The sequence below is a fragment of the Acaryochloris sp. CCMEE 5410 genome, from assembly GCF_000238775.2.
In the GTDB taxonomy this organism is placed as follows: domain Bacteria; phylum Cyanobacteriota; class Cyanobacteriia; order Thermosynechococcales; family Thermosynechococcaceae; genus Acaryochloris.
Map to the genome: position 1 here is coordinate 3,039,567 of NZ_AFEJ02000001.1, position 14,263 is coordinate 3,053,829.

General features: G+C 49.2%; 16 protein-coding genes. 10 read left to right on the top strand and 6 right to left on the bottom strand.

What is annotated here, in order from left to right; genetic code table 11:
- Positions 1-94 precede the first annotated feature (94 nt).
- Positions 95-679, top strand: a complete 585-nt coding sequence (locus ON05_RS13885) for a hypothetical protein (RefSeq protein WP_010475689.1) — start codon at positions 95-97, stop codon at positions 677-679.
- 183 nt (positions 680-862) lie between these two features.
- Here ON05_RS13885 and ON05_RS13890 read toward each other — a convergent pair whose 3' ends face one another.
- The 4 genes from ON05_RS13890 to ON05_RS13905 all read right to left on the bottom strand — a co-directional run bounded on the left by ON05_RS13890 (position 863) and on the right by ON05_RS13905 (position 3,010).
- Positions 863-1,279, bottom strand: coding sequence for a hypothetical protein (locus ON05_RS13890; RefSeq protein WP_039780814.1), 417 nt, complete (start codon positions 1,277-1,279; stop codon positions 863-865).
- An 85-nt stretch (positions 1,280-1,364) separates the two neighbouring features.
- Positions 1,365-1,628 carry a Calvin cycle protein CP12 gene (locus tag ON05_RS13895; RefSeq protein ID WP_010475692.1) on the bottom strand — a complete coding sequence of 88 codons (264 nt, stop codon included), beginning with the start codon at positions 1,626-1,628 and terminating at the stop codon, positions 1,365-1,367.
- 188 nt (positions 1,629-1,816) lie between these two features.
- Positions 1,817-2,689 carry a fructosamine kinase family protein gene (locus tag ON05_RS13900; protein WP_010475693.1) on the bottom strand — a complete coding sequence of 291 codons (873 nt, stop codon included), beginning with the start codon at positions 2,687-2,689 and terminating at the stop codon, positions 1,817-1,819.
- Positions 2,690-2,782: 93 nt separating this feature from the next.
- Positions 2,783-3,010 (bottom strand): Calvin cycle protein CP12, encoded by a 228-nt coding sequence (locus ON05_RS13905; RefSeq protein ID WP_010475694.1) that lies wholly within the window; start codon positions 3,008-3,010, stop codon positions 2,783-2,785.
- Positions 3,011-3,349: 339 nt separating this feature from the next.
- On the opposite strand from ON05_RS13905, the gene ON05_RS13910 reads away from it, so the two are divergent.
- From ON05_RS13910 to ndhD1, 8 genes are all read left to right on the top strand, one after another.
- Entirely contained in the window at positions 3,350-3,493 is a 144-nt protein-coding gene (locus ON05_RS13910) for a hypothetical protein (RefSeq protein WP_262561734.1), read from the top strand.
- Positions 3,494-3,634: 141 nt separating this feature from the next.
- Positions 3,635-4,723 carry a glycosyltransferase family 4 protein gene (locus tag ON05_RS13915; protein ID WP_010475696.1) on the top strand — a complete coding sequence of 363 codons (1,089 nt, stop codon included), beginning with the start codon at positions 3,635-3,637 and terminating at the stop codon, positions 4,721-4,723.
- A gap of 4 nt (positions 4,724-4,727) precedes the next feature.
- A complete protein-coding gene (locus tag ON05_RS13920) occupies positions 4,728-5,621 on the top strand; it encodes an LD-carboxypeptidase (protein ID WP_010475697.1) in 894 nt (297 codons plus the stop codon).
- A gap of 59 nt (positions 5,622-5,680) precedes the next feature.
- Complete coding sequence (locus ON05_RS13925; protein WP_010475698.1) at positions 5,681-6,499, top strand: hypothetical protein; 819 nt, start codon at positions 5,681-5,683, stop codon at positions 6,497-6,499.
- Positions 6,500-6,511: 12 nt separating this feature from the next.
- Entirely contained in the window at positions 6,512-7,234 is a 723-nt protein-coding gene (locus ON05_RS13930; RefSeq protein ID WP_010475699.1) for an NnrU family protein, read from the top strand.
- A 45-nt stretch (positions 7,235-7,279) separates the two neighbouring features.
- Complete coding sequence (locus tag ON05_RS13935) at positions 7,280-7,654, top strand: co-chaperone YbbN (RefSeq protein ID WP_010475700.1); 375 nt, start codon at positions 7,280-7,282, stop codon at positions 7,652-7,654.
- 181 nt (positions 7,655-7,835) lie between these two features.
- Positions 7,836-9,899: an NAD(P)H-quinone oxidoreductase subunit 5 gene (locus ON05_RS13940; protein ID WP_010475702.1), complete on the top strand. Its 2,064-nt coding sequence runs from the start codon at positions 7,836-7,838 to the stop codon at positions 9,897-9,899.
- A gap of 56 nt (positions 9,900-9,955) precedes the next feature.
- On the top strand, positions 9,956-11,560 hold the full coding sequence (gene ndhD1, locus ON05_RS13945; RefSeq protein WP_010475703.1) for a photosynthetic/respiratory NAD(P)H-quinone oxidoreductase subunit D1: 1,605 nt from the start codon (positions 9,956-9,958) through the stop codon (positions 11,558-11,560).
- 120 nt (positions 11,561-11,680) lie between these two features.
- Here the strand turns inward: ndhD1 and ON05_RS13950 are convergent, their stop codons facing one another.
- Complete coding sequence (locus tag ON05_RS13950) at positions 11,681-12,106, bottom strand: hypothetical protein (RefSeq protein ID WP_010475705.1); 426 nt, start codon at positions 12,104-12,106, stop codon at positions 11,681-11,683.
- 147 nt (positions 12,107-12,253) lie between these two features.
- Between ON05_RS13950 and ON05_RS13955 the strand changes: the two genes are divergently transcribed.
- Positions 12,254-13,378 (top strand): AAA family ATPase, encoded by a 1,125-nt coding sequence (locus ON05_RS13955; protein WP_010475707.1) that lies wholly within the window; start codon positions 12,254-12,256, stop codon positions 13,376-13,378.
- Here the strand turns inward: ON05_RS13955 and ON05_RS13960 are convergent.
- Positions 13,375-14,229 carry a DNA-formamidopyrimidine glycosylase gene (locus tag ON05_RS13960; RefSeq protein WP_010475709.1) on the bottom strand — a complete coding sequence of 285 codons (855 nt, stop codon included), beginning with the start codon at positions 14,227-14,229 and terminating at the stop codon, positions 13,375-13,377. The genes ON05_RS13955 and ON05_RS13960 overlap by 4 nt on opposite strands.
- Between the last annotated feature and the right edge of the window lie 34 nt (positions 14,230-14,263).

A 14,263-nucleotide genomic window follows, 5' to 3' on the forward strand; every position in this document is an offset into this window, starting at 1 on the left:
GTACCACTCAAATGATCCTGTCAAAGGAATTAACCGCGTAAACCAATATGTGCAAGTGATTAGGTCTGTTAAATACTAAAGGGGGATTTCAATAATGAAAGATCAGGAATATACACTTAGCATTCTCAAGATGGTCATCAATAATGATTTAGAGAATCATCATGTAGAAACTAGCCAAGATTTAGAACATCTGGAATCCAAGCGAGATCAGTTAGTTTGGGAGATCGCGACTAAAATCTATACCTACAGCGGCCATAAAGTTGAGCTATCCATGGTTCGTGATTTGGTTACGATTCATCTGAAACGGAAAAGACGCCAGTTTTCTACCGCTAAACTTCTAGAAAGACAAGAACGGCAACCTCAACCTAAACCCCCCATCCGTTCTAATGTAGACTCTGTGAGATGGATATTCCTGAAGACTTGCTCCATCATTTGCAACTATACAGATGTCAATGCCCATCGAGTCAGTATGGCGAGTCGAATTGCAGATTTCGCTGATGAGAAGGAATTGACTCAGATTTTGCGAGATCTAGAAGAAGTTTTTGAGATTAAATTCCCCCATCAAGCCACAACCCAGATTAAAACCGTTAAACATCTGGTAGACGTCATTGGCTACCAAATCAAACTTCATTCTGACTATCAACCGGCTGCTAACTATGAATCAGCTATAGCCATATAAAACAACTGCATTCTATAAAACAATGCAGAAATTACATCAAAGTCATGCAAAAAACGGGTTTAGGGCGATAGATCCGTCCCCCTAATAGGGCATAACTAGGATCAGATGTCTTTCTGCCAAGGAAACATCACCACAATTTCAGAAAGCCCCACGACTAGAGTTGCGGGGCTTTTTATCTTAGTATTAACGCTTTGAAACAGGCTGCGAGGCACCAGAAGGCTGAGACAGTTGGTGCTGGGCCAGCCAGTATCCCACCAAAATTCCCAGCACGCTACATACTAGATCTAGCGCATCTAAGGAGCGGGTCGGAGCAAAAAACTGAGCTCCTTCTTCGGCTAAGGTCCATCCACTAAAAGCGAGTACCCATAGGGGTAAACGATAACGGCCTAATCGTAGGGTAAAGGGATGTAATAAACGATGGCCTAGATAGGCAGCCAAGCCATAGAGAATGACATGCCCCAACTTGTCATAGTAGGGAATGACAGCCAGTTGAGACGGTAAATTTCCGGTATAGGCTAAAACCAATATCCAGCCAAATAAGGCGGCATAGAGAAAGGCTAGCCACTTTAATCGTGAGTGCGATCGCAGTTTCGAGGACATCAGCAAGCGGAAGTGGATTTAGAGGAGACTCCAATCTAGCCTCCGCTCCTATTCAATGCCCAATATGGGATAAAGTGCAGCCAACTTAAACGTCGTAAACGCGGCACTCTTCTGCATTAGGGTTATCATCACAAAAGTCTTCAAACTGAGAAGGCTGCTCTTGTACTTTCTTGTGAGAATATTCAGCTTGGAGCTCTTCGACGATATCCCAGGCAACTGCACAGGCTTTGGAAGTCGCGCCTTCGCTCGCACACGTTTCACGAGCTTGGCTTAAAGCATCTTCCATACGGGTTTCCATGGCTACAGATTGCTCAAGGGTCGGTGCAGCTGTCTCTAAAGTAAGGGGCATTGTTAATCACATTCCTATCATTGTGGTCAGAGTTGAGTCTTAATGAAGTAAAACCATCACTCTGAAGACTTCTCCTCTAACCTAGCTAGGGCATCCTTCCACCGACAGCGGTAGAAACCCGTAACTCCTCGATCGGTTTATTCGGCAAACACAAACTTAACTCAGTAATAGTACCGACCGAATTTGCTCTAGCGCATTGTTAACACTTGCTCAATCATTCCCTGGGCTTGTGATGCATATCCGCCACCAAACAAATTGAAGTGATTCAGGATGTGATACAGATTGTAGAGAGTTTTACGCTGTTGATAGCCTTCGGCTAGGGGCCAAGTCGCTTGATATCCCCGATAAAATGCCGACGGAAATCCCCCAAAAAGCTCAGTCATGGCAAGATCGACTTCTCGATCGCCATAGTAGGTTGCAGGGTCTAGAATAATCGGTTCTCCGGCCTGACTAAAGGCTGCATTGCCTGACCACAGATCGCCGTGAACTAAAGAGGACGCGACAGGGTGAGTCAATAGTGCAGGGATTTTATCCACAAGCACATCCCCCTGGCGAAAATGCCCGCCATGCCGTTGAGCCAGCTGGAGCTGATAGCCAATGCGATGCTCGGCAAAAAATTCTCCCCAATTCTCAGTCCAAGGATTGCGCTGAGGGGTATCGCCAATCGTGTTGTTTTGGTGCCAGCCAAAACCTTGATCATGAGCCTGGCGATGCATCGCGGCCAGTTGTTGCCCCATCGCAAACCACGCTTGGGAATCGCCATGGCCTAAGGGAATCCATTCCAGGATGATATAGCTTTGTCCTTCGGCAGCGCCCCATCCTATCAGCTTCGGCACCCGAATACTGCGGGACGCCTGCATGTCTTTGAGACCCTCTGCTTCTGCTTCAAACATCGCCACTTTGCTGGCCTGATTGAGTTTGACGAAATAGTGTTCCTGACCGTCACTCACCTGATAGGCCTGATTGATACTGCCACCGCCTACAGAATTGCGAGTTGCGATCGCAAAATCTTTCCCTTGTATTTGACTAATCTGGCGCTGAATCTCAGTCCATACAGACATATCCACCTCCTAAGCCCTGACAGAAAAAAGACAACCTCAGTGAGGTTGTCTTTTCGAAGAAGCTAATGAATCAATACCTGACAATCGGCGCAATTAGTCATCGTAAATCCGACACTCAGCAGCATCAGGATTATCATCACAATATTGCTCAAGGGAGTTTTTATCTTCGTTATTGCTTTTACGCTGATGGGATGCTTCGGCTTGCAGCTCTTCCACTGCATCCCAGGCTGCTGCACACTCACCAGAAGTGGCACCGCTAGTATCACAAGTTTCTCGGGCTTGCTCTAGCTCTTTTTCAATTTTTTCTTGAATGTTGGACATAGGTCAATTTTCAACCACTCTTATCTATGTGTTTATCTGAGCAAACGACAGCATTTTGATACTGCTGTTAAATCATCCAAAGGCGTTTCTGGTTCATGCATTTAGTGTAACCATATCTCACAGTAATTGACTGGCTAGAGAAATAGGGTGCCCTTTAACACTGTTTTAGGAATGTCTTAGCAAAGCGCTAGATAAGTTTTTCAGAAGCAAAAACTAGTCATTAATCGAACGATTGTAAATAGGATTACACAATTTTTCATGAAGCTGTAGCACAGCCTACAACCGATTTATAGCAAGCATAGATATACTTCATGGGTATCGAAGCTAACGGAGTCTGACATGATGACTATCTGCGACAATACCAACCAAACAGAACTGCTGCGATTCTGGGTGCAAGAACTGACTCACTTATCTCCCCATGAAGTAGACGAAGTGGTAACGGCCCTCAGTCAAGAGAAGGCTACTCTCAATCCTGCTGCATAAGGTTGGATCATCCCATATTATGCCCTTCAATATACCGATGGTTTGAGCCTCTCATCCATCGGTTAATTTTTTCTCAAATCCCCATTCCCGTGGTGGTTTAACTCTGTTAGACTGCTGAAGTCATACAATCGGTCTTTCTCGTTGGTTGCTGCGGGTCAATCCTATCGATTACTATTTGTCTCTACTCCTCTAGGACCTTTAGGATCTGGGGTTGGGGGAGGAGTCGAACTAACGCTCCTGAATATGCTGGATGCCTTAACCCAGCAGGGCCACCACATCCAGGTAGTTGCACCTCAGCAATCTCAGTTGCCCCAAACTGAGGTGATCACCGTAGCCGGAACACCCCAGATTCCAGCCCAAACCCAAACTCGACAGACCCCGATTCATCTTCCTGAAAACTCAGTTCTCGCCAATATGTGGCTGCAGGTTTTGGCCCTGCAATCTGAGTTTGACCTGATTATCAACTTTGCCTATGATTGGCTGCCCCTCTACTTAACGCCCTTCTTAGACACACCTGTTGCCCATCTGATCAGCATGGGGTCGCTTTCAGACGCCATGGATCAAATCATTGGTCAAATGGCAGAGCAGTTCCCCCATACGATTGGTGTCCATACTCAAGCCCAGGCCAATACCTTTCCCTTTGCCCAGCACTGCTATCCCGTCGGTAATGGCTTTAATTTAGACCTTTACCAATTTACCCCTGAGCCAGAGGACTACTTATGCTGGCTGGGGCGGATTGCCCCCGAGAAAGCCTTGGAAGATGCGGTCGCTGCGGTCGATCAAACGGGGCAAGCTCTCAAAATTATGGGCCATATTCAAGATCAGACCTATTTTGATCAAATTCAGGCTCAGTTTCCCAACGCCAACATCGACTATCTAGGGTTTCTGGAGACCACGGCTATGCAAGAGGTCTTACGCCATAGCCGGGGGTTGCTCGTGACGCCTCGCTGGGTGGAAGCCTTTGGCAATGTTGTGATTGAAGCCCTAGCCTGCGGTGTTCCTGTAATTGCTTACCATCGGGGCGGTCCCGCAGAAATTATCCAGCCAGGAAAAACAGGCTGGCTCGTCGAGCCCGATAGCATCGATGGCCTAGTGGAGGCCATTCACAAGCTGCCCGAGATCGACCGACAGACCTGTCGCCAGCAGGCTGAGCAGGAGTATTCTCTGACGGCCTTTGCCCAGCGCCTGGAGCAATGGTTTGCTAAAATCCTGTCTCAACCCAGTACATAAAACCATGCAAGCCTGTCAGCTCCCTCCTTTTTTGCAACCGGGTGATGATCTTTGGGTAACAATGCCCAGCGGCACCCTCCGAGAGCGGCAGAATTTTGATCAAGGGGTTGTGGTGTTGCGATCGCACCCCTACTCCATCCACCTATCCCCGAACATCACCGCTCAGTGGGGCTATCTTGCTGGCACCGATACTCAGCGCAGACAAGCCCTGATCGAGGGGCTCAAAGGCGACTATTCCGGCATCTTTTGTGGACGAGGCGGTTATGGCGGCGCTCGACTTTTAGAAGACTGGCAATGGCCTCCTACCTCTGCCAAATGGCTGGTGGGGTTTTCCGATGTGACGACTCTTCTCTGGGGACTCGCTACTCAGGGAATCGCTAGTGTTCATGGTCCGGTGATGACCACCTTGGCCCATGAACCCGACTGGTCCCAGCAGCGACTGTTTGATTGGCTCGCCGGTCGTCCCATACCCGCCCTCACAGGCAAAGGGTGGGGTCAGGGCAAAGCAACCGGTATCTTATTACCCGGCAATTTAACGGTGGCAACCCATATCTTAGGAACGTCTCTCTGCCCCAACCTAGACCAGGTGATCTTAGCCCTAGAAGATGTGGGAGAAGCCCCTTATCGGCTGGATCGGATGCTAACCCAATGGCGTATGACTGGGGTATTTAAGCAGGTAAAAGGTATTGCCCTCGGGCGCTTTAGTGATTGTGAAGCCCCTACCGGGATTCCTAGCTTAACGGTGGAAGAAGTTCTCCGCGATCGCTTGGAGGATTTAGGTATCCCCATTGTGTCGGGGTTACCCTTTGGCCATGGCGCTCCCAACGCAGCTTTACCCGTGGGTGTCCCTGCCCATTTAGATGGCGATCAGGGGACATTAAGCGTTGAGGCTCCTTAGGGATCAGCTCTCAAATCTGTACGCTATCGTAAAAAGTAGAGACCATCAGGACCCTAGGCATGAACGAGCTGAGGCAGGTACTAGAATTAGCAACCGAAGAAGAATTACAAGACCTGACGGATTTGTTGTTTCGACGCCGATATAATCCCCTCGATTACCTGCGAGAACCCACCCCGGATCAGGTCCAAGCGTCCAGTCGCCAAAAGTGGCTAGAAACCATCGAGAACCGTTTCCGCTTTGTAGCCGCCGACGGGTTTACAGTCCTGAAAGGGCAAACAGAAACCTTAAGCTATCGCCAAGTCCTGGTTCAAGTCAGCCGCCATTTGAAGATTAAGTATTCCCCGACCCTATCCACCACCGATTTAGAAGCTGAGATCTATTTGCATTTGATCAAGGAAGCTTGGCAAAAGTTACCGGAGAATCAGCAAGAGCAACTGCAACAGCGGATCCAAAAGGCCTTGGCTGAGGCTCCTGGGATGCCCTTGCCCGTCAATTGCCAAATGGATCCCCGACGATGGCTGCTGGAAGGAAGCAGCGCTTTAGCCGTATCATCAGTGTTGCGCCCCTTGCTGTTAAAGCATTTGGCGCGGCAATTTGCGGCTCAGATGGCAGTGTATCAAGTGGCTCGACAAGCAGCCCCCCAAATCGAAGGACAAATCGCTGTGCAAGCAGCACGACGCGGTATGGCTTGGAATGCGGCTCGATATGGCGTGATGCGTGGGGCGTTGACCGTAGTGAGTTCAGCCCTGTGGATTGGCTTGTTTGCAGACCTGGGTTGGCGTGCGATCTCAACCAACTACGGGCGCGTCATTCCGGTAATCTTTACTCTGGCCCAAATTCGTCTGATTCGGGGGGACGCATCTTGGCAGTCTGTTTGAGTATGATTCGAAATGTCCACTGATCCCCATTCTTGGTTTGCTCCCTCTCACTTCATCATGTTGGCCTTACTGGGCGGCTTTGGGTTAACCCATAGCGGCTTGGCCTCCCTGCGAATGACCGCAGAGAAAAAATTAGGGGCGCGACTGTATCGCGTAATTTTTGCCCTAGCGAGTATCACTGCAGCCGTGATTGTGATCGGCTATTTTCTCAAGCATCGTTACGATGGGGTGCTGCTCTGGCAACTACAGGGCACCCCCGGTTTAAAGAGCTTCGTTTGGGCCTTGTCAGCCATTTCCTTTATTTTTCTCTATCCCGCTACGTTTAACCTGCTGGAAATTGCGGCCATCCAAAAGCCCCAGGTGCATCTCTACGAAACGGGTATTATTCGCATCTGTCGCCATCCCCAAATGGTAGGCCAGGTGATTTGGTGTATTGCCCATTTACTTTGGGTGGGCACATCCTTTACCCTGGCCACCTGTTTGGGACTGATTGGTTATCACTTGTTTGGGGTTTGGCATGGTGATCAGCGTTTGGCTAAACGCTATGGAGAGGCCTTTGCAGCGGTCAAAGAGCGCACCTCCATTGTTCCCTTTCTAGCTATTGCCCAGGGCAAACAAACCTTCCAGTTGAAAGAGTTTTTGAAGCCTGCCTATGTCGGGGTGGCTGGCTTTGTTTGGCTATTTTGGATTGCCCATCCCTTAATGATGCGTGCAGCATTCAACGTTCGCTGGTAGCATGATCCCAGCGTATAAAATCTCTTGTTTAAAACACCGTTGAGCATGCTGCCTGCGACTAATACCCAGACTTTTAACCCAGACGTTTTACAATCTGAGACGCCCGTTCTAGTTAGCTTTTGGGCACCTTGGTGTGGGGTCTGTCGTTGGGTGGAGCCGATGCTGATCCAGGTACAAGCAGATTACGGTTCGGCACTCAAAATTGTTACCGTCAATGCCGACGAAAATTTTCCCATTGCCAGCCAATATCGGCTCACGAATATTCCGAGTTTGCTGCTATTCCACCAGGGTCGCTTGATCCATCGCATGGACCACTTTTGCGATGGCCGAAGGCCGGCCTTCGGCCATCGCACCGAAGCATTGCACTTACTAGAGAAAGCCCTCGGCAAGATTGTTCCATCCCTAATGTCTGCCGGGTAACCTAACTTTACATACCTTAGTGCTCACAACCAAAATTTTTCAGAGTATCCCAAATAGTCTTTGGGACTCGTATTCGATGGGTTAATCTTAAGATTTCCAAGTCGAAAAAGGGCCTGACAATATGTAACAATGTAAAATGTTTTACAAACTGTAAAGTTTCTTATCGAAAACAGCGTCAACGATGGATTCGTTATATCAATTTGCTTGGCTTATCCCTGTATTGCCACTTGGCGGTGCATTTCTCGTCGGTTTGGGGTTAATTTCCTATAACAAACAAACCAACGCTCTCCGTCAACTCAATGCGGCCTTTATTGTGTCCCTGATGGGAGCGGCAATGGTCCTCTCCTTCTCCATCTTGTGGAGTCAGATTCAAGGTCACGATCCCTATCTGATGACCTTTGAATGGGCCTCAGCAGGAGCGTTTCACCTGACGATGGGCTATACCATCGATCACCTGACCTCTCTGATGCTAGTGGTGGTCACCACGGTTGCCTTCCTGGTGATGATTTATACCGATGGGTATATGGCCCATGACCCCGGTTATGTAAGGTTTTATGCATATTTAAGTCTATTTAGCTTCTCCATGTTGGGGCTCGTCGTTAGCCCCAACTTGGTGCAAATTTATATTTTTTGGGAATTGGTAGGGATGTGTTCCTACCTGCTGGTGGGATTCTGGTATGACCGCAAGCCTGCTGCCAATGCCTGCCAAAAAGCATTTGTAACGAACCGAGTCGGTGACTTTGGGTTACTGCTCGGCATTTTGGGCCTATATTGGGCCACCAATAGTTTTGAATTCGACATTATGGGAGAGCGATTGCAATCCCTCGTGTCGACCGGTGAACTCAGCGGAGTTGTGGCTGCCATCTTCGCCATCTTGGTGTTTATGGGACCCATGGCCAAGTCAGCCCAGTTCCCCCTCCATGTCTGGCTACCGGAAGCCATGGAAGGTCCGACCCCCATTTCTGCCCTAATTCACGCGGCAACGATGGTGGCTGCTGGTGTTTTCCTCGTGGCTCGGATGTTTCCCGTGTTCTCGGGCATCCCCACCGCCATGCAGTTTATTGCCTGGACGGGCGCGATTACCGCCTTCTTAGGCGCAACGATTGCAGTCACACAAAACGATATTAAGAAGGGTCTGGCCTACTCCACCATTTCCCAATTGGGCTATATGGTAATGGCCATGGGCATCGGAGCCTATTCTGCAGGTCTATTTCACCTGATGACCCATGCCTACTTTAAGGCCATGCTGTTTCTCGGCTCTGGCTCTGTCATCCACGGCATGGAAGCCGTCGTCGGACATAATCCAGCCCTGGCCCAAGATATGCGTCTGATGGGTGGCTTGCGCAAGTACATGCCCTATACCGGCATTACCTTTTTAATCGGTTGCTTAGCGATCTGCGGTATTCCACCTTTTGCAGGTTTTTGGTCCAAGGATGAGATTCTCAGTTCCGCCTTTGAAGCCAATCCAGCCTTGTGGTTGGTAGGCTGGCTGACTGCAGGCCTGACAGCCTTCTATATGTTCCGGATGTATTTTTCCACCTTTGAAGGGGACTTCCGAGGCAATATCAATGCCCTGCGGGAGCAGATTGATGGCAAATCTCCTGCCCTCAACTTCGGCCCTGGCGCGATGGATCCTCGAGAGTTGACCATGGTAGCTGAGCAAGAGGCTCATCATCATGACGATCATCACCATGCGGATGAACCCCATGAATCTCCAATTACCATGACCTTGCCGTTAATGGTGTTGGCACTGCCCTCCATTGCTATCGGTCTATTGGGCATGCCGTTTAACAATCGGTTTGAAGCTTTTATCTACGCTCCTGGCGAAGCCAATGCAGCTCTAGAAGCAGCGGCTGAGTTTGAATGGTCTGAGTTTCTGCTGATGGCCGGAAATTCCGTCGGTATTGCCCTAATCGGGATTACCCTGGCGTCTTTGATGTACCGAACTCGAAAAGTGGATCCGGCTGCGATCGCAAATCGCTTCCCCTCCTTGTATGAGTTCTCCCTCAACAAGTGGTTTATTGATGACCTCTATGAGCGCACCATCATCAAGGGCTGTCGACGGATTGCTCGTCAGGTTCTAGAGGTTGACTTCAAAGTCGTCGATGGCATCGTTAACTTCGCTGGATTCCTCGCAGTATTAACTGGCGAAGGGCTTAAGTACTTGGAAAGTGGCCGTATCCAGTTCTACCTGTTCATCATCTTTATGGCAGTCTTGGGGATCTCGATTGCCACGGTCATCTAACGTCTTTTCATTTTTTCCTCGTCGTTGCTCAATCCGTTGAATAGAGATAGCGGTTCATGAATCCAGATACATTTCCTTGGCTGTCAACTCTGATTTTCTTCCCAATTGTGGCCACCGTCGCCCTGCCCTTTATTCCAGACCCAAAAGGTAAAGGTGATCCCATTCGCTGGTATGCACTGGTGATTGGCCTGATTGATTTTGTCTTATTGATCTACGCCTTTTACACCCAGTACGACTTTGCGGAGTCAGGGCTGCAAATGGTGGAACACTACGACTGGCTCCCCCAATTAGGGGTGCAATGGTCTGTAGGGGCCGATGGCTTATCCATGCCCTTGATCTTGCTCACAGGATTTATCACTTCTTTGGCGATCCTGGCCTCTTGGCCCGTTACCTATAAGCCCAGACTTTTCTATTTCTTGATCTTGGCCATGTACGGTGGTCAGATTGCAGTGTTCGCCGTTCAAGATCTGCTGGTCTTTTTCTTGGTCTGGGAATTGGAATTAGTGCCCGTGTATCTGTTGCTCTCGATTTGGGGCGGCTACAAACGGCTTTATGCAGCGACGAAATTTATTCTCTATACCGCCATCAGCTCTCTATTTATCTTGGTAGCAGCTCTGGCGATGGCCTTCTTTGGCCCCGATCTCACCTTTGACCTGCAGTCCCTGGCAGCAAAAGATTATCCGTTAACCTTCCAACTGCTGTGTTACACAGGCTTTTTGGTGGCCTTTGCGGTCAAATTACCCATCGTGCCTCTGCATACCTGGTTACCGGATGCCCACGGCGAAGCCACAGCTCCAGTCCATATGCTGTTGGCCGGAATTCTTTTGAAGATGGGGGGCTATGCTCTAATTCGCATGAATGTAGAGCTGCTTCCTGACGCCCATGCCTATTTTGCCCCTGCACTGATTATTCTGGGTGTCGTCAATATTATTTACGCGGCCCTCACCTCCTTTGCCCAGCGCAATCTCAAACGCAAAATCGCCTATTCTTCTATTTCCCATATGGGATTTGTTCTCATTGGGATTGCCTCCTTTACGGACCTGGGGATGAGTGGTGCCGTTTTACAAATGGTCTCTCATGGCCTGATTGGCGCTAGTCTTTTCTTCTTAGTGGGAGCGACTTACGATCGCACCCACACTTTGATTCTGGAAGAGATGGGAGGCGTGGCCCAGAACATGCCTAAAATCTTTGCCATGTTCACCACCTGTTCCATGGCTTCTTTGGCACTACCCGGAATGAGCGGTTTTGTCGCGGAACTCATGGTGTTTGTGGGTCTAGCCACCAGCGATGCCTATAGCCTCACCTTCCGCGTGCCGGTGGTGATTTTGGCAGGTATTGGCGTGATTCTGACGCCGATTTATCTGCTGTCCATGCTGCGGGAAATCTTCTACGGACCAGAGAACAAGGAACTCACGTCCCACGAGAAGCTAGTCGATGCCGAACCTCGGGAGATCTTCGTGATTGCCTGTTTGCTCGTTCCCATTATTGGTATTGGTCTTTATCCCAAAATCATTACCCAGATTTACGATGCTAAGACGACTCAGTTAGTCGCCTATATCCGGCCCTCTGTTCCGTCCATTGCGATGCGAGAAGCCGCGACAGTCGCTTCTGTATCCGACGTTGAGCTAGACAGCCCTTACCAGGCTCCTGCGATCAAGTAGGTCTCTGACCAAATCACACCTAAAATTAATTGATTTAATAGGTACAATATCCCCCACATTGGAATTCAGTGTGGGGGATTTATCGTCACTATCCACTCTGGAGAATCAGACAAAAACCTGTCAACGTATTATTTGATACTGAATGACCTCTGGATCAGACTGCGGCTCATAATCAGCCAGATATCCAACGCCTTTCAGTTGATGAACAATACTCCACACCAAGTTGTGGACATCATCTTGATCAAGACCAGTCTTACCTAGGTCAGGGCTGATACGTAAACAATCACACAGCAAGGCAATGAGGTAGTTAGACTCACAGGGTAGGTCGCGCTGGTGGCAATCGCAGCAGAAAAGGCACGCTACCACGTCATACCAATAATGCATCAGGGAAACGTCGAGCAGAATCGTGATCAATACGCGCACTATAGGGTTCCAGCCTACTGTTTCAGCGAGAGCGATAATCGCATCGGAGATTACATCCTCCGTTGTTTCATCCTGAAATTTTGGATCTGAAAGGATCTTGAGAATCTGCGGTTGAAGCTGCAAATACTTTAATCTCTAGCGATTCACAATTATTTTGGAGGCTAACTTCCAGTAAATCAACCCTTACATCCAATCATTTAGGCCAGGGAAGAGCCACGGTAGCCAAAATACCTGATAATTGCCAGTGTCTCTGATCTTTTGCAATACGCTATGGCTGCTAAGACAAAAAAACAGTCCTCGAAAACAGTTGAGCCACAAACTGCGATCCTGCGACAACATGCCGAGCAACAGTTTGCAGCCGAACTTGAAGAACTTCGCAAAGCGGACACGCGTCAACGTCCCGCAAACTGGCAGCTTTCTCCTTGGGCCGTCTCCACCTATTTATTAGGTGGTACCTTAGAAAACGGCTTTGAAGTCTCCGCTAAATATATTGGCAATCGGCGACTGATGGAAATCGCCATTGCCACCCTGACCACGGATCGCGCCTTACTACTGTATGGAGTTCCGGGGACAGCCAAGTCTTGGGTATCGGAACATTTAGCTGCTGCGATCGCAGGAGATTCCACCCTACTGATCCAAGGCACCGCTGGTACCAGCGAAGACGCCATCCGATATGGCTGGAACTACGCCAAGCTCTTAGCAGAAGGTCCCTCCCTAGATGCGATCGTACCGAGTCCACTCATGCAGTCCATGGGCCAGGGCAAAATCACCCGTATTGAAGAATTGACAAGAATTCCTGCAGACGTTCAAGACACCTTAATTACTGTCCTATCCGAGAAAACGTTGCCCATTCCCGAACTCGGGGAAGAAATTCAAGCCACCCAAGGCTTTAATGTGATTGCCACCGCTAACAACCGAGACAAAGGAGTTAATGACCTGTCTAGCGCCCTCAAACGTCGCTTTAACACCGTCGTTCTGCCCTTACCCGATGATGCTGACTCTGAAGTCAAAATTGTCCAAGAGCGGGTGAAAAGCTTAAAGACAGCCCTTGATCTGCCAGTCGAAGCACCAGCCCTCGCCGAAATTCGGCGGGTCGTCACTATTTTTCGGGAATTACGGAGCGGCAAGACAGAAGACGGTAAAACCAAACTCAAATCTCCCAGCGGAACCCTCAGCACGGCAGAGGCCATTTCCGTCGTCAATAGTGGTTTATCCTTGGCTGCTCATTTTGGGGATGGCTCCCTCCAGGCCCATGATCTCGTGTCTAGCTTGGTAGGAGCCGTCGTCAAAGATCCCGTTCAAGATCAAGTGGTTTGGAAAGAATATCTAGAAACTGTGGTGAAGGAACGAGACAACTGGAGCGACTTGTACCGAGCCAGCCGCGAAATTCTTTAGGATTCAGGTTGGCATTGAGGACAAAAATGGGTGGAACGACCGACGAGTTTGACTCGCTCAATGGTTTGACCACAAGTTCGACAGGGCTGACCGTGACGTCCATAGACCCAGGCCATACCACCATAATTCCCATTCACCCCTTTGAGATCTCGAAAATCACTGAAAGTGGTCCCACCTGCACCAATACTGGTCGATAAAACCTCAACAATTGCTGTTCGCAGCCGCTGCACCTGTTCTGTCTGCAGCTGATGGCACGCTGTCGTCGGACGAATCCCACTCATAAACAAGGCTTCATCCGCATAGATATTGCCGACCCCTGCCACCAAAGCCTGATTTAACAGGGCACTTTTAATGGAACGCTTGCGACCCTGTAACGATTCCCCAAAATAGTCTACAGAAAACTCTTCAGAGAATGGCTCAGGCCCCAGCTTCTGCAGACCACTAATTACTCGCTTTGGATCTTCCGTCGGAGCCACCCACCATATTTGGCCAAAGGTCCGCTGATCCACAAATCGAAGTTCGCGGTTATTCGCAAAAAATAGACGCACCCGAGTATGCTTTTGGACGGGCTCATCTTGAGCTACCCAGAGCAATTGTCCTGTCATACGCAGGTGAACACCCAGCCAACTCGGCGGCTTCTGAGCAGCTAAAGATAACTGACTCAGTAAATATTTTCCACGTCGCATCCACGACAGAAAGGTTGCATCTTGTAACCCTTGAATAAATGCTTGTGGAGATTGAGGATGAGCAATCGTTCGTGGGTAGAGAACCTCGCCACCCACAATTTGCATCCCAACAGTCACCTTTTCTAAGCCCAGGCGAACTGTTTCTACTTCAGGTAGCTCAGGCATTAAAACAGACTGTTGGGACGAAGAGTAGACACGA

What these genes read in the sequence shown, in the direction of transcription:
- ON05_RS13885 (WP_010475689.1), top strand. Translation starts at nt 95, where the DNA reads ATGAAAGATCAGGAATATACACTTAGCATTCTCAAGATGGTCATCAAT.
- ON05_RS13900 (WP_010475693.1), bottom strand. Translation starts at nt 2,689, where the DNA reads ATGTCTGTATGGACTGAGATTCAGCGCCAGATTAGTCAAATACAAGGG.
- ON05_RS13905 (WP_010475694.1), bottom strand. Translation starts at nt 3,010, where the DNA reads ATGTCCAACATTCAAGAAAAAATTGAAAAAGAGCTAGAGCAAGCCCGA.
- ON05_RS13910 (WP_262561734.1), top strand. Translation starts at nt 3,350, where the DNA reads ATGATGACTATCTGCGACAATACCAACCAAACAGAACTGCTGCGATTC.
- ON05_RS13940 (WP_010475702.1), top strand. Translation starts at nt 7,836, where the DNA reads ATGGATTCGTTATATCAATTTGCTTGGCTTATCCCTGTATTGCCACTT.
- ON05_RS13895 (WP_010475692.1), bottom strand. Translation starts at nt 1,628, where the DNA reads ATGCCCCTTACTTTAGAGACAGCTGCACCGACCCTTGAGCAATCTGTA.
- ON05_RS13930 (WP_010475699.1), top strand. Translation starts at nt 6,512, where the DNA reads ATGTCCACTGATCCCCATTCTTGGTTTGCTCCCTCTCACTTCATCATG.
- ON05_RS13925 (WP_010475698.1), top strand. Translation starts at nt 5,681, where the DNA reads ATGAACGAGCTGAGGCAGGTACTAGAATTAGCAACCGAAGAAGAATTA.
- ON05_RS13960 (WP_010475709.1), bottom strand. Translation starts at nt 14,229, where the DNA reads ATGCCTGAGCTACCTGAAGTAGAAACAGTTCGCCTGGGCTTAGAAAAG.
- ON05_RS13920 (WP_010475697.1), top strand. Translation starts at nt 4,728, where the DNA reads ATGCAAGCCTGTCAGCTCCCTCCTTTTTTGCAACCGGGTGATGATCTT.
- ON05_RS13955 (WP_010475707.1), top strand. Translation starts at nt 12,254, where the DNA reads ATGGCTGCTAAGACAAAAAAACAGTCCTCGAAAACAGTTGAGCCACAA.
- ndhD1 (WP_010475703.1), top strand. Translation starts at nt 9,956, where the DNA reads ATGAATCCAGATACATTTCCTTGGCTGTCAACTCTGATTTTCTTCCCA.
- ON05_RS13935 (WP_010475700.1), top strand. Translation starts at nt 7,280, where the DNA reads ATGCTGCCTGCGACTAATACCCAGACTTTTAACCCAGACGTTTTACAA.
- ON05_RS13890 (WP_039780814.1), bottom strand. Translation starts at nt 1,279, where the DNA reads ATGTCCTCGAAACTGCGATCGCACTCACGATTAAAGTGGCTAGCCTTT.